We start from the raw sequence: 20,808 nt of genomic DNA, 5'->3' as shown, positions 1-20,808 counted from the left end.
TGGAATATCTGAATTCTACAAAATCCATAGCAAGGAGCGGCGGACCCCCGTGGCCGAAACATCCGTGCTGTCCGGCAAGCGCATCCTGCTCGTCATCGCGGGCGGCATCGCGGCCTACAAGAGCCTGGAGCTGATCCGCCGCCTGAAGGAGCGGGGCGTGCGCGTGCGCGCGGTCCTGACCCGGGCCGGGGCGCAGTTCGTCACGCCCCTGTCGGTGCAGGCGCTGACCGAGGACACCGTCTACCAGGACCTGTGGTCCCTGACCGACGAATCGGAGATGGGGCACATCCAGCTGTCGCGCGACGCCGACCTTCTGGTCGTCGCCCCGGCCACCGCCAACCTGCTGTCCCGCATGGCCGCCGGCATGGCCGACGATCTGGCCGCCACCGTGTTGCTGGCCACCGACAAGCCGGTGCTCGTCGCCCCGGCGATGAACGTCCGCATGTGGGAGCATCCGGCGACCCGCGACAATCTGGCGCTCCTGGAAAAGCGCGGCGTGCGCCGGGTCGGCCCGAACAAGGGCGAGATGGCCTGCGGCGAGTACGGGTTCGGGCGCATGGCCGAGCCGATGGAGATCGTCCAGGCCATCGCCGCCCATTTCGAGGAGCTGGACGCGCCCAAGCCGCTGGCCGGCAAGCGCGCCTTGGTCACCAGCGGCCCGACGGTGGAGCCCATCGACCCGGTGCGCTACATCGCCAACCGCTCCTCCGGCAAGCAGGGCCACGCCATCGCCGAGGCGCTGCGCCGGCTGGGGGCGGAGGTGACTCTGGTCACCGGCCCCACCCGCCTGCCCGACCCGCCCGGCTGCACCGTGCGCCCCATCGAGACGGCGCGGGAGATGCTGGCGGCCTGCGAGGCGGCCCTGCCCGCGGACATCGCGGTCTGCGCCGCCGCCGTCGCCGACTGGCGCGTGGCCGGCGAATCGGACCGCAAGCTGAAGAAGGACGGCGGCGGCCCGCCGAGCCTGACCCTGACCGAGAATCCCGACATCCTGGCGACCCTGTCCCAGGCCGGGCCGCGCCGTCCGGCGCTGGTCGTCGGCTTCGCCGCGGAGACCGGCAACGTGGTGGACTACGCGACCGCCAAGCGCGCCCGCAAGGGCTGCGACTGGATCGTCGCCAACGACGTGTCGCCGGGCACCACCACCTTCGGCGGGGCCGACAACACCGTCCATCTGATCCGCGCCGACGGCGCCGAGGACTGGCCCACCATGGGCAAGGACGCCGTGGCCGCCCGTCTGGCCGAGGCCATCGCCCGGCATTTCAACCCGCCTTCCACCCCCGCCCCCCAGGAGACCATTCCGTGAGCGCAACGGCATCCGCCATTCCCGTTCCCATCGTCCGGCTCGCCCACGCCGCGGGGCTGGACCTGCCGGCCTACGCGACCGAACACGCGGCCGGCATGGACCTGCTGGCCGCGCTGGCGGAGCCGGTCGTCCTGGAGCCGGGCCGCCGCGCGCTGATCCCCACGGGCGTCGCCTTCGCCCTGCCCGACGGCTACGAGGCGCAGGTGCGCCCGCGCTCCGGCCTGGCGCTGAAGCACGGGGTCACGGTGCTGAACAGCCCGGGCACCATCGACGCCGACTACCGCGGCGAGGTCGGGGTGATCCTGATCAACCACGGCGACCAGCCCTTCACGGTGGAGCGCGGCCAGCGCATCGCCCAGCTCGTGATCGCCCGCTACGAGCGCGCCGCCTGGGCCGAGTCGGCGGCGCTGCCCGACAGCGCCCGCGGCACCGGGGGCTTCGGCTCCACCGGCCAGTTCGCCCCGCCCTCTCCCGCGCAGGAGTCGCACTGATGCTCCGCATTTCCAAGAAGCTGATGTTCGCGATCGAGGCGGTGCTGGACATCGCCTACAACGCTGGCACCGAACCCGTGCAGTCCGGCGAGATCACCCGCCGCCAGGGCATTCCCAAGCGCTATCTGGAGCAGGTTCTCCAGCAGCTCGTCCGCGACGGCGTCCTGGCCGGCGTGCGCGGGCCGCGCGGCGGCTACCGGCTGGCCCGCGAGCGCCGGCGGATCACGCTGGGCGAGATCGTGAAGGTCGTCCGCTCCATGGAGACCGCGACCGACCCCATCGAGGAGCCGGCCGGCTCCATCCTGGGGCACAAGGTGGTGCGCCCGCTGTGGAACGAGCTTCAGGAGGAATGCATGAAGAAGCTCGACGACATCACCATCGAGGATCTCTGCCTGCGCGCCCGCACCGCCGGCGTCGAGAGCGAGACCGAAGACCGCATCGATTTTACGATTTGATCCCACCCGGAAAACGGTTAAATTCTACACATGCTGTAGAAAGTGGGAAAATACCACACACCGGAGGAGTGAAAAATGCCGGGTTCCGAGTTTCGCGGTAAGATCTACGACAGCATTCTCGACACCGTCGGCGCCACGCCGCTGGTGCGGGTCAAGCGGCTGGCCGAGGAGGCCGGGGTCAAGGCCCAGATCGTCGGCAAGCTGGAGTTCTTCAACCCGCTGGCCAGCGTGAAGGACCGCATCGGCTTCGCCATGATCGACGCGGCGGAGCGCGCCGGCGCCATCGAGCCGGGCCGCACCACCCTGGTCGAGCCGACCTCGGGCAACACCGGCATCGCGCTGGCCTTCGTCGCCGCGGCCAAGGGCTACCGCCTGATCCTGACCATGCCGGAGAGCATGTCGGTCGAGCGGCGCAAGATGCTGAAGCTGCTGGGCGCCGAACTGGTGCTGACCCCGGCGGCGGAGGGCATGAAGGGCGCCATCCGCCGGGCCGACGAGATCGTCGCCACCGACCCGAACGCCTACATGCTCCAGCAGTTCAAGAACGGCGCCAACCCGGAGATCCACCGCAACACCACGGCGGAGGAGATCTGGAAGGACACCGACGGCAAGGCCGACTTCCTGATTTCCGGCGTCGGCACCGGCGGCACGCTGACCGGCGTGTCGGAGGTCCTGAAGGCTCGCAAGCCCGGCTTCCGCACCATCGCGGTGGAGCCGGAGGACAGCCCCGTCCTGTCCGGCGGCATGCCCGGCCCGCACAAGATCCAGGGCATCGGCGCCGGTTTCGTGCCGGACGTCCTGAAGAAGGACCTGATCGACGAGGTCGTCCGCATCTCCAACCAGCGCGCCTTCGAGACGGCCCGCAAGGTGGCGAAGCTGGAAGGCATCCCGGTCGGCATCTCCTCGGGCGCGGCGCTGGCCGCGGCGCTGGAGATCGGTTCCCGCCCGGAGAACGAGGGCAAGCTGATCGTCGTGATCCTGCCGTCCTTCGCCGAGCGCTATCTCTCCACCGCCCTGTTCGAAGGGCTGGAGTAAGCCGGGTCGCCTCCTCCTGCGCCCGCTCACGGGCGTGGGAGGGCTCTCCGATGCTCCGCCTCCCGTTGCTCCGTCCTGCGCAACCGGGCGGCGAATATTGCATCGTCGCGCATCCTGTTGTAGAGTGGGCCGCTGTGGAGTGGAATGCATCCGGTCTTTGTGCCCGCCCCTGGAATCGGGCGGCGGTTTGACAAAAAGATTGGATTTTATTAATCTAGCCTGTCGGCGCCGGGAGTTTCGGCCGGCGCGGCTCCGCCGTTGCGGGCGACGGTCCGGCTTGCGGCAGGGCCGCCCGACGAGGCGGAGCTGACGGCACAGGACCAGCGGGGGGGAGGCCACCATGGGCGTCGCGATTCCGAATGCCTCGACGATGAACTGGTTCCAGTTCCGCGGCATCACCAACGAATTGGACTCCAACCTCGCGTCCACCGACTACCGCCAGTTCACGGTGTCGAAAACCGGCGAATTCAATTTCAAGATCGCCGACATCAACACCAACATCAAGATCGTCGACCAGAACAACAAGGTCGTCGCCGAGGCGAAGGCGAAGAACGAGGCGGCGGAAACCAGCGCGAAGCTCGGCCCCGGCACCTACACCGCGGTGATCTCGCAGGCCGTCCGCGGGGTGAACGAGCGCGAATACACGCTCGACATCACCGAACGCCAGAACATCATGATGGTGGGGACCGGTGCCCAGATGAAGGGCATCGCCCGCGCCGTCGTCGGCAACGACAGCGGCGTCCAGAAGCACACGCTGACCGTCGCCCAGGGCGGCGAGTTCGTCGGCAACATGTCCCTGCCCTACACGCGCTGGGCCCTCATGAGCAAGGAGGGCAAGGTCGTGGCCTCCGGCGACACGATGGACCCGACGAAATCGGGCGAGGACATGCTGAAGAAGCCCAGCTTCAAGATCGACCCCGGCCAGTACGAGCTCGTGATCGTCCCGCCGAAGAACGTGGTCGGCGAGATCCCTTATCAGCTGAACTTCATCCAGAAGGTCGCCAAGACGCCCGAGTCGACCGAGGAACGCCCGTTCGACAAGATCATGCGGGAGCGCGAGGCGCGGCTGAAGCAGTGGGCGGCGGAGGACGCGAACAAGGCGTCCAGCACCTCGAAGAGCACCCCCTACAAGATGAGCCTGCTCGCCTGACGCCGCCGGAGGCGAGGCCCTGAGCGAGGGGACTTGCGCGGCATGGGGCGTTCCGCGCTATTCTGCGGCACCATGGATTTCACCGACACCCAGCTTCACCGCTATTCCCGCCACATCATCCTGCCGGAGGTCGGCGGCGTCGGGCAGGAGGCGCTGCTGCGCGCCCGCGTCCTGGTCGTCGGGGCCGGCGGGCTGGGCGCGCCGCTGCTGCTCTACCTCGCCGCGGCGGGGGTGGGCACCATCGGCGTCATCGACGACGACACGGTGGACCTGTCCAACCTGCAACGGCAGATCATCCACGACGAGTCGTCGCTCGGCGTTCCGAAGGTGGAGAGCGCCGCCGCCCGCATCCGCGCGCTGAACCCCGACGTGGCGGTGGAGGTTCACAAGACCCGGCTGACGAAGGACAACGCGCTGGACCTGATCGGGCGCTACGACATCGTGGCCGACGGGTCGGACAATTTCGCCACGCGCTTCCTGCTGAACGACGCCTGCTTCTTTGCGAAGAAGACGCTGGTGTCGGCGGCGATCCTGCGCTTCGACGGGCAGGTCTCGACCTTCAAGGCGCATCTCGGCGACCCGCACCCCTGCTACCGCTGCCTGTTCCCGGAACCGCCGCCGCGCGGTCTGGTGCCGTCCTGCTCCGAGGGCGGCGTTCTGGGAGCGCTGGCCGGCTTCGTCGGCTCGCTCCAGACGACGGAGGTTCTGAAGGAGATCATGGGCATCGGCGAGGGCCTCTCGGGCAGCCTGATGATGCTGGACACGCTGCACGCCTCCTTCCAGCGCATCACGGTGCGCCGCGATCCGGACTGCCCCTTGTGCGGCACCCACCCGACCATCCACGACCTGTCCGCCCACTGAGCGGCGCTTGGGAGAGTCCTGACCCATGGAAGGTCCTGAAAGCCTGTCCATCGTCCTGTTCGCGGGCGGCTTCGACCGGGTTCACTACGCCCTGGTGATGGCCAGCGCGGCGGCGGCGACCAACCGCAAGGTCACGCTGTTCTTCACCGGCCGCGCGCTCAACACGCTGTTGGCCGCGGATGCCGACGGTGTGCCGGGCTGGCACCGGCTGGACCCCGCCGACGACGGCAGCCGCCCGGCGGAACGCGACGCCGCCTTCACCGCCAACGGGCTGGCCGGCTTCGAGGAACTGCTGGAGGCCTGCGTGATGCTCAAGGTCACGGTCATGGCCTGCGAGATGGGGCTGCGCGCGCTCGGCCTGCCCGCCGGCACCCCGCTGCGCCCGGACGTGCCGGTGAAGACCGGCGGCGTCGTCACCTTCCTGAACGACGCGCCGAAGACCGGCGCGATCCTGTTCGTGTGAGCGCGATGACCGACGACCACAGCCCGGTGGACCACGGCCCGGCGGACCACAGCCTGGTGATCGAGCACGCGAACCGCTTCGAGGCGATCGCCGCGGAGGGCTTCGAGGGCCGGCCCTACCGGGACGCGCTGGCCCATCTGGCGCAGCATGTCACGGCGCATCCCGATCTCGCCCCGCGGGTGGCGCACGCCCTGCGCGTGATGATCGGCTTCATCGAGGACAGCGACCCGGCGAAGCGCTTCGGCCCGAAGGTGGCGATTTTGCGCGAGGCGGTGGGGCTGCTGGAGGGGTAGCTTTCGCAACGCACACCTGGCCCCCACCCTTCCCACGCTTGCGCGTGAGCCCCTTCCCTCCCCCGCTTCGCAGGAGAGGGACAATCAGTCCCCTCCCCTGCGAAGCGGGGGAGGGTTAGGGAGGGGGCAAGGCCGGCGCTTGGCGCATTTCGCTCAGATGGACTTGCTGTCCAGCGCGTAGCCGGCCGAGCGGACGGTGCGGATCAGGTCCATCTCCGTCTCCTCGTTCATCGCCTTGCGCAGACGGCGGATGTGCACGTCGACGGTGCGCGGCTCGACATAGACGTCATGGCCCCACACCACGTCGAGAAGCTGCTCGCGCGAGAAGACGCGGCCGGGATGCTGCATGAAATGGCGCAGCAGGCGGAACTCGGTCGGCCCCAGATGCACGTCGCGCCCATTCCGGCGCACCCGGTGGGCGGCCAGATCCATGGTCACGTCGGCGAACTGCAGCGTCTCGTCGGTCATGCCGGGGGCCGACCGGCGCAGCACGGCGCGCATGCGGGCGACCAGCTCGGTCGGGGAGAAGGGCTTGGTGATGTAGTCGTCGGCGCCGGAATTCAGGCCGCGCACGCGGTCCGCCTCCTCGCCGCGGGCGGTCAGCATGATGATCGGGATGTCGCGCATCTTGCTGTTGCGGCGCATCTGGCGGCAGACCTCCAGCCCCGACATCAGCGGCAGCATCCAGTCGAGCAGGACGATGTTCGGCGTCTGCTCCCCGGCCAGCAGAAGCGCTTCCTCGCCGTCGGTGGCGGCGTTCACGCGGAAGCCTTCCTTCTCCAGATTGTACTTCAGCAGCGTCACGATGTCGGCTTCGTCCTCGACGATGAGAACGAGCGGCTTCAGCGCCGAATTCATGCTTGTCCCGCTCCCACTGCGCGTCTCGCCGTCACGCGGCATGTCCCGCTCCATCGTTATCCGGGCCGCCGTCCCGCGGCAATCCCCGTTCCACCGCGTCCGTCGCCGCCATGGCGAGCCCTTCCGGCTCGACCACGGCGAAGCTGCTGCCGTCGTTCTTCGGGCGCGCGGCGCGCAGCGTCGTTCCGACCACCAGGTAATGGATGGTCTCGGCGATGTTGGTGGCGTGGTCGCCGATCCGCTCCAGGTTCTTCGCCATGAACAGCAGGTGCGTGCAGGGCGTGATGTTGCGCGGGTCCTCCATCATGTAGGTCAGGACCTCGCGGAACAGGCTGGTGTAGAGGTCGTCCAGCTCCTCGTCGCGTTCCCAGGCGGCGATGGCGCGCTGGACGTCGCGCTCGATGTAGGCGTCCAGCACGTCCTTCATGATCGACTCGACCAGCCGCCCCATGCGCGGGATGGCCACCGCCGGGCGCACCACCGGCACCTGGGCCAGCGCCAGCGAGCGCTTGGCGATGTTGGAGGCGTAGTCGCCGATCCGCTCCAGGTCCGAGGCGATCTTCAGCGCCGACACGATCTCGCGCAGGTCCTGGGCCAGCGGCTGGCGCAGGGCGAGCAGGCGCACGGCCTCGGCATCGATGTCGCGCTCGTAGGCGTCGATGCGCTGGTCGGCCTGCATGACCTGGGCGGCCAGTGCGACGTCGCGGCGGGCCACCGCCTTCACGGCGGCGTCCACCTGCGCTTCGGCGACGCCGCCCATCTGGGTGATCAGGTTGGACAGGCGTTCAAGTTCGTGCGCGAAGGAACGCACGATGTGTTCGTTGCTCATGCTTCACGTCCTTCGCAGAGGAGGAGTCGCGGCGGTGCCCAGAATGAGGCCGGGGATCCGAGGACGGCGATCAGCCGTAGCGGCCGGTGATGTAGCCCTGGGTGCGCTCGTCCCGCGGGTTGGTGAAGATTTCCTCCGTGTCGTCGCACTCCACCATGTCGCCCAGATGGAAGAAGGCGGTCTTCTGGGAGACGCGGGCCGCCTGCTGCATGTTGTGGGTGACGATGACGATCGTGTAGTTCTCGCGCAGCTCGTCGATCAGCTCCTCGATGTGGGCGGTCGCGATGGGGTCGAGCGCCGAGCAGGGCTCGTCCATCAGGATCACCTCGGGGCTGACGGCGATGGCGCGGGCGATGCACAGGCGCTGCTGCTGGCCGCCGGACAGGCCGGTGCCCGGCTCGCGCAGGCGGTCCTTCACCTCGTTCCACAGGCCGGCGCGCTGCAGCGAGGTCTGGACGATCTCGTCCATCTCGTCGCGGTGGCTGGCGATGCCGTGGATGCGCGGGCCGTAGGCGATGTTGTCGTAGATCGACTTCGGGAAGGGGTTGGGCTTCTGGAAGACCATGCCGACGCGGGCGCGGAGCTGCACGGCGTCGATGTTCCGGCCGTAGACGTCCTCGCCGTCGAGCGCGATCAGCCCCTCGACGCGGCAGTTCTCGATGGTGTCGTTCATGCGGTTCAGGCAGCGCAGGAACGTCGACTTGCCGCAGCCGGACGGGCCGATCAGCGCCATCACGCGGTTTTCCTGGATCTCCAGGTTGATGCCCTTGAGCGCCTGCTTGGCCCCGTAGAACACCTTGACGTCGCGGGCGACCATCTTGGTGCCGTGGATGCCGGCGGCGGGACGCGACGCCATGGCCGTGGCCGGGATGTGGGTCTGGACGCTCATGGGATTACCAACGCCTCTCGAATTTCTTGCGCAGGAAGACGGCCAGGCCGTTCATCAGGATGAGGAAGGCGAGCAGGATCATGATCGCCGCGGAGGTGCGCTCCGTGAAGGCCCGCTCGGGGCTGTCCGCCCACATGTAGATCTGCACCGGGATCGCCGTGGCGCTGTGGGTGAAGCTGTTCGGGATGTCGACGATGAAGGCGACCATGCCGATCATCAGCAGCGGCGCCGTCTCGCCCAGCGCGCGGGCCATGCCGATGATGGTGCCGGTCAGGATGCCCGGCAGGGCCAGCGGCAGGACATGGTGCGTCACCGTCTGCAGCGGCGAGGCGCCGACGCCCAGAGCCGCCTCGCGGATCGACGGCGGCACCGCCTTCAGCGCGACGCGCGAGGCGATGATGATGACCGGCAGGGTCATCAGCGCCATCACCAGGCCGCCGACCAGCGGCGCGGAGCGCGGCAGCCCGAAGAAGCCGAGGAACACCGCGAGGCCGAGCAGGCCGAAGATGATCGACGGCACCGCGGCGAGGTTGTTGATGTTCACCTCGATCAGGTCGGTCCAGCGGTTCTTCGGCGCGAACTCCTCCAGATAGACCGCGGCGGCGATGCCGATGGGCACCGACAGCAGCATGGTCACCACAAGCGTCAGGGCGGAGCCGACGACGGCGCCCAGGATGCCCGCCTGCTCCGGCTCGCGGCTGTCGCCGGCGGTGAACAGGGTGGTGTTGAAGGTGCTGCGGATCGAGCCGTTGGCGACCAGCGCGTCGATGGCGGCGATCTTGACGTCGTTCAGCCGGCGCTCGCTCTCCGGCACGTCGCGCCGGATGAAGCCCTTCATGAACTGGTCGATCTCGTCGTCGGCGCGGACCCAGACCGTCTGCGTGGTGCCGATGAGCGACGGGTTGGCGTTGACCATCGCCTCCAGCTCGTACGGCGCGCCGGACGACAGCAGGTCGTTCAGCGAGCGGCGGGTGGCGCGGTCGGTGGCCGCCGGGACCTGGGCGTAGAGCGCCTGCCGGAGAAGGGCGGTGTAGTTCCGCTCCTCGACCTGCTGCTTGTCCAGCGTCACCTCCAGCCGGATCTGCGCCTGCCAGAAGGCGGTGTAGCCCTTGCTGACGATGGAGCCGAGCAGAACCACCAGCATCAGCGTGGCGATCCCCACGGCGACCATCCCGGCGATCCGGAAGCGGCGCTCCGCGGCGTAGCGGCGGCGCAGCCGGGCGGAGAACTCCTCGCTCTGGTAGCGCGACTTGGTGACGGCGACCGACATGGCCCGCGTATCCTGTTCCACGAGGTCAGTCATATTTCTCTCGATACTTCTGGACCACCCGGAGGGCGACCATGTTGAGGGTGAGGGTCACGACGAACAGGACGAGGCCCAGCCCGAAAGCCGACAGCGTCTTGGGGCTGTCGAACTCCTGGTCGCCGACCAGGAGCGTGGCGATCTGCGTCGTCACCGTGGTCACGGCGTCCAGCGGGTTGGCGGTCAGGTTGGCGGTGAGGCCGGCGGCCATGGTGACGATCATCGTCTCGCCGATGGCGCGGCTGACCGCCAGCATGATGGCGGCGACGATGCCCGGCAGGGCGGCGGGCAGCACGACCAGCCGGATCGTCTCCGACTTGGTGGCGCCCAGCCCGTAGGAACCGTCGCGCAAGGATTGCGGCACCGCGTTGATGACGTCGTCCGACAGCGAGCTGACGAAGGGGATGATCATCACGCCCATCACGAAGCCGGCGGCCAGCGCCGATTCCGAGCTGACGCTCAGCCCCAGGCTGTTGCCCACGTCGCGGACGAAGGGCGCCATGGTCAGGGCGGCGAAGAAGCCGTAGACCACGGTCGGGATGCCGGCCAGCACCTCCAGGATCGGCTTCAGCCAGGTGCGCAGGCCCGGGCTGGCGTATTCCGACATGAAGATGGCCGCCATCAGCCCGACCGGAACCGCCACCGCCATGGCGATGCCGGTGATCAGCAGCGTGCCGGCGAACAGCGGGATCGCGCCGAAGGAGCCGCTGGAGCCCACCTGGTCGGCGCGCATGGCCATCTGCGGGCTCCAGTGCGTCCCGAACAGGAACTCCAGCGGGTTGACCACCGCGAAGAAGCGGATCGCCTCGAACAGAAGCGACAGCACGATGCCGATGGTGGTCAGGATGGCGACCAGCGAGCAGATCACCAGCGCGATGTTGACCGTGCGCTCCACCCGGTTGCGGGCGCGCAGGTCGGGGTCGATCCGGCCGCGGGCGTAGAGCAGGCCGCCGATGGCGACGCAGCAGCCGATGACCAGCAGGCTCCAGTCGCCGAGCGCGTGCAGCCGCACATAGCGCTCCGCCGCCGCGACCACCTCCGGATCCGGCTCCCGGCCCGTGGTGACGCCGTGGGCGAGGTTCAGGATGTCGGCGCGCAGCAGGCCGAGCGACTGGGCGTCGCCGGTGACCAGCCGGTCCGGCAGGCCGGACAGGACCATCTGCATGACCAGCCAGCCTTCCGACGCTCCCCAGAAGGCGAAGAGCAGCAGGGCCGGAAGCCCCGCCCAGAGGGCGACGTAGAAGCCGTGGTAGGACGGCACCGAATGAAGCTCGACGATGCGGCCGCCGACGGAGGCGACGGCACGCGACCGGCCCATCTGGTAACCGATCACTGTGAGCAGGGCCAGAACGATGAGCAGTACCGTGAGCTGCATGCGAAACCGCCGGAAATGGGCTGAAAACGGGCTCCTGGCACAAACGGGAAACCGGCGGCCCTCCGAGGAGAGCCGCCGGTTCCGTCAGCCGGTCAGAGCTGGAGCGGGGTCAGGTTGGTCGCCGAGGTGCGGGCGGCGTCGCGCTCCGCCTTCGGCATGGAGATCAGGCCCTTGTCGCCCAGATAGCCGTCCTCGCCCATCGCGCGCTCCGAGGTGTACTCGGCGATGAACTCCCGGATGCCCGGGATGACGCCGGCGTGGGCGTTCTTGATGTAGATGAACAGCGGGCGCGACAGCTCGTACTTGCCGGCCTGGACCGCTTCCGGCGACAGCTCGACGCCGTCCATCTTGGCGGTCTGCAGCTTGTCGCGGTTCTGGTCGTAGAAGCTGTAGCCGAACACGCCGAAGGCGTCCGGGTTGGCGGTCAGCTTCTGGACGATCAGGTTGTCGTTCTCGCCGGCCTCGACGTAGCCGCCGTCCTCGCGGATGGTCATGCAGGCCTTTTCGCGGGCCTTCTCGTCGGCGACGATCGTCTTGACCTCGGCGACCTTCTTGCAGCCTTCGAGCATCACCAGCTCGTTGAAGGTGTCACGGGTGCCGGACGTCGGGGGCGGGCCGAGGACCTCGATCTCCTTGTTCGGGAGCTTCGGGTCGATGTCCGACCACTTCTTGTAGGGGTTGGCGACCATCTTGCCGTCGACCGGGACTTCCTTGGCCAGCGCCTTCCACAGGATCTGGGTGGTCAGATCGGTGTGCGGGGCCTGCTTGGAATAGGCGAGAGCGATCCCGTCGAAGCCGACCTTCAGCTCGGTGATCTGGGCGACGCCGTTGGCGGCGCACTGCTCGACCTCGGACTTCTTGATGCGGCGCGAGGCGTTCGCCACGTCCGGGTGCTGCGGGCCGACGCCCGCGCAGAACAGCTTCAGGCCGCCACCGGTGCCGGTCGACTCGACGACCGGGGTCTTGAACTTGCCGCCCTTGCCGAAGGCCTCGGCAACCGCCGTGGTGAACGGGAACACGGTCGAGGAGCCGACGGCGCGGATCTGGTCGCGCGACTGGGCGTTCGCAGCACCCGCGAAGGCGGCGGTCATGGCGACGACCGCGGCGGCGGTGACGGCGAGCTTCTTGGAATTCACGGTATCCCTCCGATGGTCCGGTTGCCCCTTTGCCGGGGAACGCGATGGTTCAACCCCGTGCCGCTTCCCCCAGGGGCGGGCGGCTTGCGGGGCGGACACTAGTCGGGGTCCGCGACGCGCTGATTACGGTTTTATGACAGTTTCATGACGGCGCCCGCTTTCGGTCACGCCGGATGGAGTACGCGCAAGCTTTAAGCTTGGCGCCGCACGGGCTCCGCGGCGCGGCCCTCTCCCGACTCCTCCGAGGCGGCGGGAAGATAGACCGTGAAGGTGCTGCCCACCCCGACCGCGCTTTCGATGGTCAGGCGGCCGCGGTGGCGGTTCACGATGTGCTTGACGATGGCCAGCCCCAGCCCGGTGCCGCCCATCGCCCGCGAGCGCGCGGCGTCGACGCGGTAAAAGCGCTCGGTCAGGCGCGGCAGGTGGGTGCGGGCGATGCCCTCCCCCTGGTCGCGCACGGCGACGGCGACCATCGGCATCCCCCGCCCGCCGCGGCCCGTCGGGCCGGACACCCCGACCGCCATGCCGTCGGCGAGCGACACGGCGACCGTCACGTCGGTGTTCTCGCGCGTGTATTTGATCGCGTTGCTGACGAGGTTCTGGAAGACCTGGGTGAGCTGGTCCTCGTCGCCGACCACCGCGGGCAGGCGGTCCGGCGCCTCCAGCGTCAGGCGGATGCGGCGGCTGGCCGCCTTCAGCTCCAGCGCCGCCATCACCCCGTCCAGCCGGTCCAGCACGTCGACCGTGCCGGCGGGGGGCATGTGCTCGTCCAGCTCGATCCGCGACAGCGACAGCAGGTCGTTGACGAGGCGGGCCATGCGGCTGGCCTGGTCCTGCATGATCGACAGGAAGCGCTCGTGCGCCTCCAGATCCTCGCGGGCGGGACCGCGCAGCGTCTCGATGAAGCCGAGCAGGGAGGACAGCGGGGTGCGCAATTCGTGGCTGGCGTTGGCGATGAAGTCGGCGCGCATCTGCTCCGACCGGCGCAGCGCGGTGATGTCGTGCAGCGTCAGGATGACCATCCGCCCCGGCACGGTTCCGGCGGGCACCCCGTCCTCGTCGCGGGCCGGGCGGGGGACGCGCCGCTGGAAGGGCTTCACCCGCACCTCGAACATGCGCTCCACCGGCACCGGCAGGCTGAATTCCAGGATGCGCGAGGCGCCGCCCTTCAGCACGGCGTCCACCGCCTCCAGCACCGCCGGGTTGCGCAGCGAGGCGGCGAGGTCGCGGTCGAGGATGCGGTCGCCGAACAGGGCGCGCGCCGCCTGGTTGGCCCGCGCCACCTGCCGTTCCTCCCCGACCAGGACCAGCGGGTCGTGCAGCGCCTCGATGATGGATTCGTTGGCTTCGAGCTGGGCCAGCGCCAGTTCGGTGCGGGCGTTCATCACCCGGTGCAGCCGCACCGCCGCCGCCGCCGCCGCGCGCACCGGGCGGGAGGCGGTGGCGGGCAGGGAGGGCACCGCCTCCGTCGGGCCGGCGGCGAGCTGCGCGGCGTGGGCGGCCACCGTCCGCAGGTCGCGGACATAGAGCTGGATCATCAGCGCCACCCCGCCAGCCCCGGCCAAGCCCCCCAGAACCGCCACCAGCGGTCCGATCGTCCCCTGCCGCCACAGCCCCCACAGGGCCGGCAGCAGCGGCGCCAGCACCAGCGCGGCGGCGATGATCAACCGGAGGGGCGGCATCGGCTTGGCAGTCATGGACGGGCGCTTCTCGTGCGTCATGCGGACGGTCTTGGAGACGGAACTCCGCTTTTACACCATCCCGCAAGCCGGTGAGCGGGCGTCACAAAAGATTAACGCGCGGGCCGGGGAAAATGCCCGACCCGCGCGTCGTTCGAAGAGCCTCCTCCGCTCACCAGGGCAGCGAGTCGTGGGCCGCCAGCGCCGCCGCGGTGACCAGATCGTTGACCGAGGCGCCCATGGTGACGATCTGCGCCGGCTTGTCCAAGCCGATCAGCAGCGGGCCGATCATCTGGCCGCCGGCCATCTTGTTGAGCAGCTTCGCCGTGATGTTGGCCGAATGCAGGCCGGGCATGATCAGGACGTTGGCCGGGCCGGACAGCCGGCAGAACGGGTAGACCCGCTTCATCAGCTGGTGGTCGAGCGCCACGTCCGCCGACATCTCCCCGTCATACTCGAAATCGACGCGGCGGCTGTCGAGGATGGAAATGGCCTCGCGCAGCGGGTCGGTGTTCGGGTGGGGGTGCTGGCCGAAGTTGGAGAAGGACAGCAGAGCCACCCGCGGCTCGTGCCCCATCTGGCGCGCCTTGGCCGCGGCGCCGATGGCGATGTCGGCCAGCGTCTGGCCGTTCGGCCGGACATGCACCGTGGTGTCGGCGATCAGCACCGTGCGGTTGCGCGTCAGGAAGACGTGCAGGCCGAAGACCGGCTCGTTCGCCTTGGCGTCGATGACCCGGCGGATCTCCTCGAAGGCCACGCCGAAGGTGCGGGTCAGGCCGGTGACCATGGCGTGGGCGTCGCCCTGCGCCACCATCAGCGCGGCGAAGACGTTGCGGTCCTGGTTCACCATGCGCTGGCAGTCGCGCAGCAGGGCCCCCCGGCGCTGCATCCGGCGGTACAGATAGTCGCTGTAGCGGCGGTTGGCGTCGGAGACGCGGGCGTTGTGGATCTCCAGCGAGACGCCCGACTGGCCCATCGCCGCCAGCTGCTCCTTGATGACCTCCTCGCGCCCGATCAGCACGGGCGTGCCGAAGCCGGCGGCGCGGTAGGCGAGCGCGGCGCGGATCGTCCGCTCCTCCTCGCCCTCGGCGAAGACGACGCGGCGCGGGTTGGCCTTCACCTTCTCCAGGATGAGCTGGAGGCTGTCCGCCGTCGGGTTGAGCCGCGTGCGCAGCGCGTTCCGGTAGCCCGCCAGATCGACGATGGGCTTGCGCGCCACGCCGGTTTCCATGGCGGCCTGGGCCACCGCGGCGGGGACCGTCACGATCAGCCGCGGGTCGAATGGCACCGGGATGATGTATTCCGGCCCGTAGCGCAGGCGGCGGCCCGCATAGGCGGCGTCCACCTCGTCCGGCACGTCCTCGCGGGCCAGGGCGGCCAGCGCCTTGGCGGCGGCGACCTTCATCGCCTCGTTGATGGTGGTCGCCCGCACGTCCAGCGCGCCGCGGAACAGGTAGGGGAAGCCCAGGACGTTGTTGACCTGGTTCGGGTAGTCGGACCGGCCTGTCGCCACGATGGCGTCGGAGCGGACGGCCTTCACCTCCTCCGGGGTGATCTCCGGATCGGGGTTGGCCAGCGCGAAGATGATCGGCTTGGCCGCCATCGACTTGACCATCTCCGGCGTCATGGCGCCCTTGGCCGACAGGCCGACGAAGACGTCGGAGCCGGCGACCGCCTCCTGGAGCGTGCGCTTGTCCGTCTCCACCGCGAAGGACGACTTCCACTGGTTCATGCCGTCGGTGCGGCCGCGGTAGACGACGCCCTTGGTGTCGCACAGGATGATGTTCTCGCGCGGCACGCCCATGGTCGTGAACAGCTCGGCGCAGGCGATGCCCGCCGCCCCGGCGCCGTTGACCACCATCGTCACGTCCTTGAGGTTCCGCCCGGTGATGTCGCAGGCGTTGATCAGTCCGGCGGCGGCGATGATGGCGGTGCCGTGCTGGTCGTCGTGGAAAACGGGGATGTCCAGCAGCTCGCGCAGGCGCTCCTCGATGATGAAGCAGTCCGGCGCCTTGATGTCCTCCAGGTTGATGCCGCCGAAGCTCGGCCCGAGGAAGCGGACGCAGTTGACGAACTCGTCGACGTTCCTGGTGTCGACCTCCAGGTCGATGCCGTCCACGTCGGCGAAGCGCTTGAAGAGCACCGCCTTGCCTTCCATCACCGGCTTGGAGGCGAGCGCGCCGAGGTCGCCCAGCCCCAGCACCGCCGTGCCGTTGGAGATGACGGCGACGATGTTGCCCTTGGCCGTGTAGTCGTAGGCCGTGCTGGGGTCCTCGGCGATGCGCAGGCAGGGAACGGCCACGCCCGGCGAATAGGCCAGCGACAGGTCGCGCTGGGTCGTCAGCGGCTTGGTGGGCGCGATCTCCAGCTTGCCCGGACGCCCGGAGGAGTGCAGCAGAAGGGCTTCTTCGTCGGTGACGCGCTTCGTATCGGGTTCGGTCATCGGGGTTCGGTTCCTGAGCGTAGGCTGTTGCAGCCGTTCTTCTTTGGGCCGGCCGTCGTTGTTGTTTTCGGTTCCGGCCGGTCGGGCGGCGGATGTTAGCCCGCGCGGGCGCATCCCGCCAGAGCGGGATCGCACGAAAGATGCGAATTTTTCCTGGAATACGACATATCAGATCACGAGCGACGGCCGAAGGCATCGTTTCGTGTCCGGAAAGAGGTTCAGCAGCCCTCGGCCATGTCGTAGATGGCGTCCATGTCGCTGATCAGGACCTTGTTGCCTTCCTGCAGCGAGATCACCCCGGCGGTCTTCAGCTGGGTGAAGGTGCGGCTGACCGTCTCGGTGGTCAGGCCCAGGTAATCGGCGATGTCGGCCCGGCTCATCGGCACGTAGACGGGATTTTCCTTGTGCCCGCGCCGGGCGGCGCGCTGGGACAGCATCAGCAGGAAGGAGCAGATCTTCTCCTTCGCCGTCTTGCGGCCGAGCAGAAGCATCTGGTCCTGCGCCGCCGCCAGCTCGTTCGAGGCCATGGAGAAGAGACGGCGCTGCATCTTCGGGAACTCGTCCATCAGCGCGTCGATCTTCTTGCGCGGGAAGCGGCAGAGCGTCGCCGCCGTGACCGTCTCCGCGGTGTAGGCGTAGCTGTCGTTGACGGCCAGCCCCAGGAAGTCGCCGGTGACGAGGAATCCGGTGATCTGGCGGCGCCCGTCCGGGAGCAGCTTGTAGAGCTTCACGGTGCCGGCGGTGACGTTGTAGAGCGCGTCGGCCGCGTCGCCTTCGCTGAACAGGGTCTGTCCGGCTTCGACGCGGGCGGTCTGCAGGATGTCGGCGAGACGGCGCAGTTCCTCGGGGTCCAGGGCGGCGCAGACGGTCAGACTGCGCACGGGACAGGCCCCACAGGGATTCATCTCACTCGCCGCGCCCTTTTCGCGGGCGCGTCCCATGTCAAAGGGTGGCATGGCATGACCCAGCCCTTAGCCGTACAACGTCCCCATAATCGTCATATTCGGTCTGTTTCGCAACGGTGCTCGCAGGGGCCGTGGCCGAATTGCCATAGCCACGCCTTAAGAGCGGCTGCCCCGAGCCGTCGATCAACGCCCCTTCGGCGGGCTCGGCGGCTCGGCGTTCGGGCGCGGCGGCTCGTCGTCGAACAGGATGCGGTGGGCCGCCCCGTCGAGATCGTCAAACTGCCCGGACTTGAGAGCCCACAGGAACGCCCCCAGGCCCATCAGCCCCAGGCTCAGCGCGATCGCGATCAGATAGAGAAGCTCGGTCATCGGTCAGGTCCTTGGTCACCGCGCCGCGGCTGAGCCGCAGGGCGTTGGCGATAACGATCAGGGAGGAGGAGGACATGGCCAGCGCCGCCAGCAGCGGCGTCAGCATGCCCGCCATGGCGATGGGCACCGCGAACAGGTTGTAGACCAGCGCGATGGCGAAATTCTGGCGCACCAGCCGCCCGGAGCGGCGGGACACCTCGAAGGCCTCCAGGATGGGGCGCAGGCGGCGGCCCTGGAACACCACGTCGGCGGCGGTCTGGCTGACGTCCACCGCGGTGGAGGGCGACATCGACACGCTGGCCGCGGCCAGCGCCGGGGCGTCGTTCAGCCCGTCGCCGACCATCAGCACCTTGCGGCCCTCGGCGGCGAGCGCGTCCAGGACGGCGGTCTTGTCGGCGGGCGTCTGGCCGGCCCGCCAGTCCTCGATGCCGAGCTGCGCGGCCACCGCGGCCACCGCGCCGCGGCGGTCGCCGGACAGCAGCCGGACGTCCAGGCCCCGCGCCTTCAGCCCGCGCACCACCGCCGCCGCGTCGGCGCGCGGCGCGTCGAGGAAGGTGATGCGCACCGGGGCAACGCCGGGGCGGGCCAGCCACAGCTCCGGCCCGGCGGCGTCCTCCGCCGTGTCCGGCGCACCGGTGAAGGCGCGGCTGCCCAGCCGGATCTCCCCGCCAGAACCATCCAGGGCGAGGCCGGCGCCGGGGACCTCGCGCACGCCGGAGGCGACGGGAACATTGGGCAGCGCGCGGGTCAGGGCGCGGGCCAGCGGGTGGCGGCTGGCCCCGGCGAGCGCCGCGGCGAGGCGCAGGTCGTCCTCGGCCACGCCGTCGAGCTGCGGGACGGGCCGCCCCTCGGTCAGCGTGCCGGTCTTGTCGAAGACCACCGTGTCGACGACGGCCAGCCGCTCCAGCGCCGTGGCGGTCTTCAGCAGGATGCCCTGCCGCATCAGCCGCCCGCTGGCGATCACCTGCACCACCGGCACGGCGAGCGCCAGCGCGCAGGGGCAGGTGATGATCAGCACGGCGACGGCGTTCATCAGCGAATCCTGCCAGGGCAGCCCGCCGAGCAGCAGCCAGCCCAGGAAGGTGCCCAGCGCCGCCACATGGACGACCGGGGCGTAATGGCGCGACACGCGGTCGGCGATGGCGACGTATTTGGCGCGGCCCTGCTCCGCCACCTCCATCAGCCGGACGATCTCGGCCAGCAGCGTGCCCTCCCCCACCGCGGTGACGGTCACGCGCAGCGGGGCGGTGAGGTTGAGCATGCCGGCGAACACGCGGTCGCCGGGGCGCACGCTGCCCGGCACCGTCTCGCCGGTGATCAGCGCGGTGTCGAGGTCGGACACGCCGTCGGCCACCGTGCCGTCGACCGCGACCCGCTCGCCCACCGCCACCAGGATCGTGGAGCCGGGGCTGACCTGGTCCGGCGGGACGATGGCGCTGCGCCCGTCCTCGTTCAGAACGGTCACCGAGGTGGCGTGCAGGCCGAGAAGCTGCTCCGCCGCCGAGCGCGCCCGGCCGCGCGCCCGCTGGTCGAGATAGCGCCCGATCAGCAGGAAGAACAGCAGCATCATCGCGCCGTCAAAATAGGCGTGCTGGCCGCTGTTGATCGTCTCGAACAGGCTCATGCTGGTGGCGAGCAGGACGCCGATGGTGATCGGCACGTCCATGTTCGTCCGCCCGCGCCGCAGCGCCTGGAAGGCCGAGCGCGCGAAGGGCCGCAGGGCGTAGGCGATGGCCGGCATGCAGATCAGCGCCGACAGCCAGTGCATCAGGTCGCGCGTGGCGGAGCCCATGCCCGTCGCGTGGCCGGCCCACACCGACACTGACAGCAGCATGACGTTGCTGGCGCCGAAGCCGGCGACGGCCAGCGAACGCAGAAGCTCCTTCTCCGTCTTCAGCTGCGCGTCGCCCAGCCGCTCCGGATCGAAGGGCACGGCGCGGTAGCCGATGCGGGCGACGGTGTCGACGACCGTGTTGGCGTCGGTCTCGGCCGCGCGCCACGTCACCGACAGGCGGCGCGTCGTCATGTTCAGCCGCGCGTGGGTCACCCCCGGCTGGCGGGCCAGCGCCGTCTCGATCAGCCAGACGCAGGCCGCGCATTGCAGCCCGTCGATCATCAGATGCAGCGAGGCGGTGCCGTCTGCCCCCGGCTTGGCGTGGGGGGCGTAGTCGAGCGGCGGCGCCTCGCCGTCCGGGCGCAGGGGCCGGGCGGCGGGATCGACGCAGCGCCGTTCATAATAGCGTTCCAGCCCGAGCCCGCGGACGAGGTCGTAGGCCGCCGCGCAGCCGGTGCAGCAGAAGGGGCCGGCGCCGTCGGAGGCGGTGGTGCCGGTGCCCTCGGGATGCTCCTGCCCGCAGTGGAGGCAGACGGTCATGTCACGAAACCCGTGTGCTGGTGTGCGGTTGCGTTGGGGACGGGGCGCTTACTTGACGAAGAGGCGCTGCTCGTCCTGGTAGTCGCCGGTGGCGTGATGAATCTCCACGCGCAGGTCCCACTGGCCGGGCAGCGGCAGCGAGACCGGGGCGGCGAAGCGGCCCTCGCCCAGATAGGGCAGGTCGAGGCGGACGTCGTGGCCCTCGCTGGTCGGGCGGATGAAGGCGACCTTGACTTCGGCGTCCTTCAGCAGGTTGCCGTATTTGTCGTGCAGCGTCAGCGCCAGGATGCCCTTCTGCGCCTCGGTGGCGGTGAAGTCGGTGGTGACCTTCCAGCCGCGCTCGGCCTGGGCGCGGGCGCCGGCCAGATCCTCGTTGTACTTCAGGCCTTTCATGAAATGCTGCTCGGTCTGGACGCCGGTCCAGCTCGACAGGGCGAAGTGCAGCATCACGCCGTTGACCGCGATCACGACGGCGAAACCGGCCACGAAGATCCAGGGGATGTACCAGCCGGGCTGGCGGCCGGTCCGGCGGGGCGGGGTGCGGCGGGTTCCGGCGTCGGTGGACAGCGTCATCGTCGTCTTGACCTTTGGTGA

General features: G+C 69.5%; 20 protein-coding genes. 8 read left to right on the top strand and 12 right to left on the bottom strand.

Features of this window, described 5'->3' with window-relative positions; genetic code table 11:
- Positions 1-49: 49 nt before the first annotated feature.
- The 8 genes from coaBC (at position 50) to ABVN73_RS00165 (ending at position 6,054) form a co-directional block, all read left to right on the top strand.
- Complete coding sequence (gene coaBC / locus ABVN73_RS00200; RefSeq protein WP_353858403.1) at positions 50-1,306, top strand: bifunctional phosphopantothenoylcysteine decarboxylase/phosphopantothenate--cysteine ligase CoaBC; 1,257 nt, start codon at positions 50-52, stop codon at positions 1,304-1,306.
- Positions 1,303-1,797: a dUTP diphosphatase gene (dut, locus tag ABVN73_RS00195; RefSeq protein WP_353858402.1), complete on the top strand. Its 495-nt coding sequence runs from the start codon at positions 1,303-1,305 to the stop codon at positions 1,795-1,797. Before coaBC ends, dut begins: the two co-directional genes overlap by 4 nt.
- Positions 1,797-2,252 (top strand): Rrf2 family transcriptional regulator, encoded by a 456-nt coding sequence (locus tag ABVN73_RS00190; RefSeq protein WP_014238770.1) that lies wholly within the window; start codon positions 1,797-1,799, stop codon positions 2,250-2,252. The genes dut and ABVN73_RS00190 overlap by 1 nt, the downstream gene beginning before the upstream one ends.
- Before the next feature lie 75 nt (positions 2,253-2,327).
- Positions 2,328-3,287 (top strand): cysteine synthase A, encoded by a 960-nt coding sequence (gene cysK, locus ABVN73_RS00185; protein WP_353858401.1) that lies wholly within the window; start codon positions 2,328-2,330, stop codon positions 3,285-3,287.
- Between the two features lie 340 nt (positions 3,288-3,627).
- A complete protein-coding gene (locus tag ABVN73_RS00180) occupies positions 3,628-4,437 on the top strand; it encodes a hypothetical protein (RefSeq protein WP_353858400.1) in 810 nt (269 codons plus the stop codon).
- A 72-nt stretch (positions 4,438-4,509) separates the two neighbouring features.
- Complete coding sequence (gene moeB / locus ABVN73_RS00175; protein ID WP_353859488.1) at positions 4,510-5,298, top strand: molybdopterin-synthase adenylyltransferase MoeB; 789 nt, start codon at positions 4,510-4,512, stop codon at positions 5,296-5,298.
- Positions 5,299-5,323: 25 nt separating this feature from the next.
- The gene (locus tag ABVN73_RS00170; protein ID WP_353858399.1) at positions 5,324-5,761 is read left to right on the top strand and encodes a DsrE family protein; all 438 of its coding nucleotides are present in this window, start codon (positions 5,324-5,326) and stop codon (positions 5,759-5,761) included.
- Between the two features lie 5 nt (positions 5,762-5,766).
- A complete protein-coding gene (locus ABVN73_RS00165) occupies positions 5,767-6,054 on the top strand; it encodes a hypothetical protein (RefSeq protein WP_353858398.1) in 288 nt (95 codons plus the stop codon).
- Positions 6,055-6,207: 153 nt separating this feature from the next.
- Here ABVN73_RS00165 and phoB read toward each other — a convergent pair whose 3' ends face one another.
- The 12 genes from phoB to ABVN73_RS00105 all read right to left on the bottom strand — a co-directional run bounded on the left by phoB (position 6,208) and on the right by ABVN73_RS00105 (position 20,787).
- Entirely contained in the window at positions 6,208-6,912 is a 705-nt protein-coding gene (gene phoB / locus ABVN73_RS00160) for a phosphate regulon transcriptional regulator PhoB (RefSeq protein WP_014238776.1), read from the bottom strand.
- A gap of 31 nt (positions 6,913-6,943) precedes the next feature.
- Complete coding sequence (gene phoU, locus ABVN73_RS00155) at positions 6,944-7,741, bottom strand: phosphate signaling complex protein PhoU (protein WP_353858397.1); 798 nt, start codon at positions 7,739-7,741, stop codon at positions 6,944-6,946.
- Positions 7,742-7,811: 70 nt separating this feature from the next.
- Positions 7,812-8,597 carry a phosphate ABC transporter ATP-binding protein PstB gene (gene pstB / locus ABVN73_RS00150; RefSeq protein WP_353859487.1) on the bottom strand — a complete coding sequence of 262 codons (786 nt, stop codon included), beginning with the start codon at positions 8,595-8,597 and terminating at the stop codon, positions 7,812-7,814.
- Positions 8,598-8,634: 37 nt separating this feature from the next.
- Complete coding sequence (pstA, locus tag ABVN73_RS00145; protein ID WP_353859486.1) at positions 8,635-9,900, bottom strand: phosphate ABC transporter permease PstA; 1,266 nt, start codon at positions 9,898-9,900, stop codon at positions 8,635-8,637.
- A gap of 25 nt (positions 9,901-9,925) precedes the next feature.
- Positions 9,926-11,308 carry a phosphate ABC transporter permease subunit PstC gene (gene pstC / locus ABVN73_RS00140; RefSeq protein WP_353858396.1) on the bottom strand — a complete coding sequence of 461 codons (1,383 nt, stop codon included), beginning with the start codon at positions 11,306-11,308 and terminating at the stop codon, positions 9,926-9,928.
- 92 nt (positions 11,309-11,400) lie between these two features.
- Positions 11,401-12,444 (bottom strand): PstS family phosphate ABC transporter substrate-binding protein, encoded by a 1,044-nt coding sequence (locus tag ABVN73_RS00135; RefSeq protein WP_200477879.1) that lies wholly within the window; start codon positions 12,442-12,444, stop codon positions 11,401-11,403.
- Positions 12,445-12,635: 191 nt separating this feature from the next.
- Positions 12,636-14,165 (bottom strand): ATP-binding protein, encoded by a 1,530-nt coding sequence (locus ABVN73_RS00130; protein ID WP_353858395.1) that lies wholly within the window; start codon positions 14,163-14,165, stop codon positions 12,636-12,638.
- A 130-nt stretch (positions 14,166-14,295) separates the two neighbouring features.
- Positions 14,296-16,566 carry an NADP-dependent malic enzyme gene (locus tag ABVN73_RS00125; protein ID WP_353858394.1) on the bottom strand — a complete coding sequence of 757 codons (2,271 nt, stop codon included), beginning with the start codon at positions 16,564-16,566 and terminating at the stop codon, positions 14,296-14,298.
- A gap of 218 nt (positions 16,567-16,784) precedes the next feature.
- Entirely contained in the window at positions 16,785-17,447 is a 663-nt protein-coding gene (locus ABVN73_RS00120) for a cyclic nucleotide-binding domain-containing protein (protein ID WP_247895594.1), read from the bottom strand.
- Between the two features lie 207 nt (positions 17,448-17,654).
- Entirely contained in the window at positions 17,655-17,792 is a 138-nt protein-coding gene (ccoS, locus tag ABVN73_RS00115; RefSeq protein WP_236778217.1) for a cbb3-type cytochrome oxidase assembly protein CcoS, read from the bottom strand.
- Positions 17,746-20,214: a heavy metal translocating P-type ATPase metal-binding domain-containing protein gene (locus ABVN73_RS00110; RefSeq protein WP_353858393.1), complete on the bottom strand. Its 2,469-nt coding sequence runs from the start codon at positions 20,212-20,214 to the stop codon at positions 17,746-17,748. Before ABVN73_RS00110 ends, ccoS begins: the two co-directional genes overlap by 47 nt.
- A 48-nt stretch (positions 20,215-20,262) precedes the next feature.
- Positions 20,263-20,787, bottom strand: coding sequence for a FixH family protein (locus ABVN73_RS00105; RefSeq protein WP_353858392.1), 525 nt, complete (start codon positions 20,785-20,787; stop codon positions 20,263-20,265).
- Positions 20,788-20,808: the final 21 nt, after the last annotated feature.

Origin of the sequence: Azospirillum formosense (genome assembly GCF_040500525.1) — a bacterium.
Classification (GTDB): Bacteria; Pseudomonadota; Alphaproteobacteria; order Azospirillales; family Azospirillaceae; genus Azospirillum; species Azospirillum formosense_A.
The sequence above is the reverse complement of the archived record's forward strand: the minus strand, read 5'-3'. Positions and strand labels throughout refer to the sequence as shown.

What these genes read in the sequence shown, in the direction of transcription:
- ABVN73_RS00190 (WP_014238770.1), top strand. Translation starts at nt 1,797, where the DNA reads ATGCTCCGCATTTCCAAGAAGCTGATGTTCGCGATCGAGGCGGTGCTG.
- cysK (WP_353858401.1), top strand. Translation starts at nt 2,328, where the DNA reads ATGCCGGGTTCCGAGTTTCGCGGTAAGATCTACGACAGCATTCTCGAC.
- ABVN73_RS00180 (WP_353858400.1), top strand. Translation starts at nt 3,628, where the DNA reads ATGGGCGTCGCGATTCCGAATGCCTCGACGATGAACTGGTTCCAGTTC.
- moeB (WP_353859488.1), top strand. Translation starts at nt 4,510, where the DNA reads ATGGATTTCACCGACACCCAGCTTCACCGCTATTCCCGCCACATCATC.
- ABVN73_RS00170 (WP_353858399.1), top strand. Translation starts at nt 5,324, where the DNA reads ATGGAAGGTCCTGAAAGCCTGTCCATCGTCCTGTTCGCGGGCGGCTTC.
- ABVN73_RS00165 (WP_353858398.1), top strand. Translation starts at nt 5,767, where the DNA reads ATGACCGACGACCACAGCCCGGTGGACCACGGCCCGGCGGACCACAGC.
- phoB (WP_014238776.1), bottom strand. Translation starts at nt 6,912, where the DNA reads ATGAATTCGGCGCTGAAGCCGCTCGTTCTCATCGTCGAGGACGAAGCC.
- phoU (WP_353858397.1), bottom strand. Translation starts at nt 7,741, where the DNA reads ATGAGCAACGAACACATCGTGCGTTCCTTCGCGCACGAACTTGAACGC.
- pstB (WP_353859487.1), bottom strand. Translation starts at nt 8,597, where the DNA reads ATGGCGTCGCGTCCCGCCGCCGGCATCCACGGCACCAAGATGGTCGCC.
- pstA (WP_353859486.1), bottom strand. Translation starts at nt 9,900, where the DNA reads ATGTCGGTCGCCGTCACCAAGTCGCGCTACCAGAGCGAGGAGTTCTCC.
- pstC (WP_353858396.1), bottom strand. Translation starts at nt 11,308, where the DNA reads ATGCAGCTCACGGTACTGCTCATCGTTCTGGCCCTGCTCACAGTGATC.
- ABVN73_RS00130 (WP_353858395.1), bottom strand. Translation starts at nt 14,165, where the DNA reads ATGACGCACGAGAAGCGCCCGTCCATGACTGCCAAGCCGATGCCGCCC.
- ABVN73_RS00125 (WP_353858394.1), bottom strand. Translation starts at nt 16,566, where the DNA reads ATGACCGAACCCGATACGAAGCGCGTCACCGACGAAGAAGCCCTTCTG.
- ccoS (WP_236778217.1), bottom strand. Translation starts at nt 17,792, where the DNA reads ATGGGCCTGGGGGCGTTCCTGTGGGCTCTCAAGTCCGGGCAGTTTGAC.
- ABVN73_RS00110 (WP_353858393.1), bottom strand. Translation starts at nt 20,214, where the DNA reads ATGACCGTCTGCCTCCACTGCGGGCAGGAGCATCCCGAGGGCACCGGC.
- ABVN73_RS00105 (WP_353858392.1), bottom strand. Translation starts at nt 20,787, where the DNA reads ATGACGCTGTCCACCGACGCCGGAACCCGCCGCACCCCGCCCCGCCGG.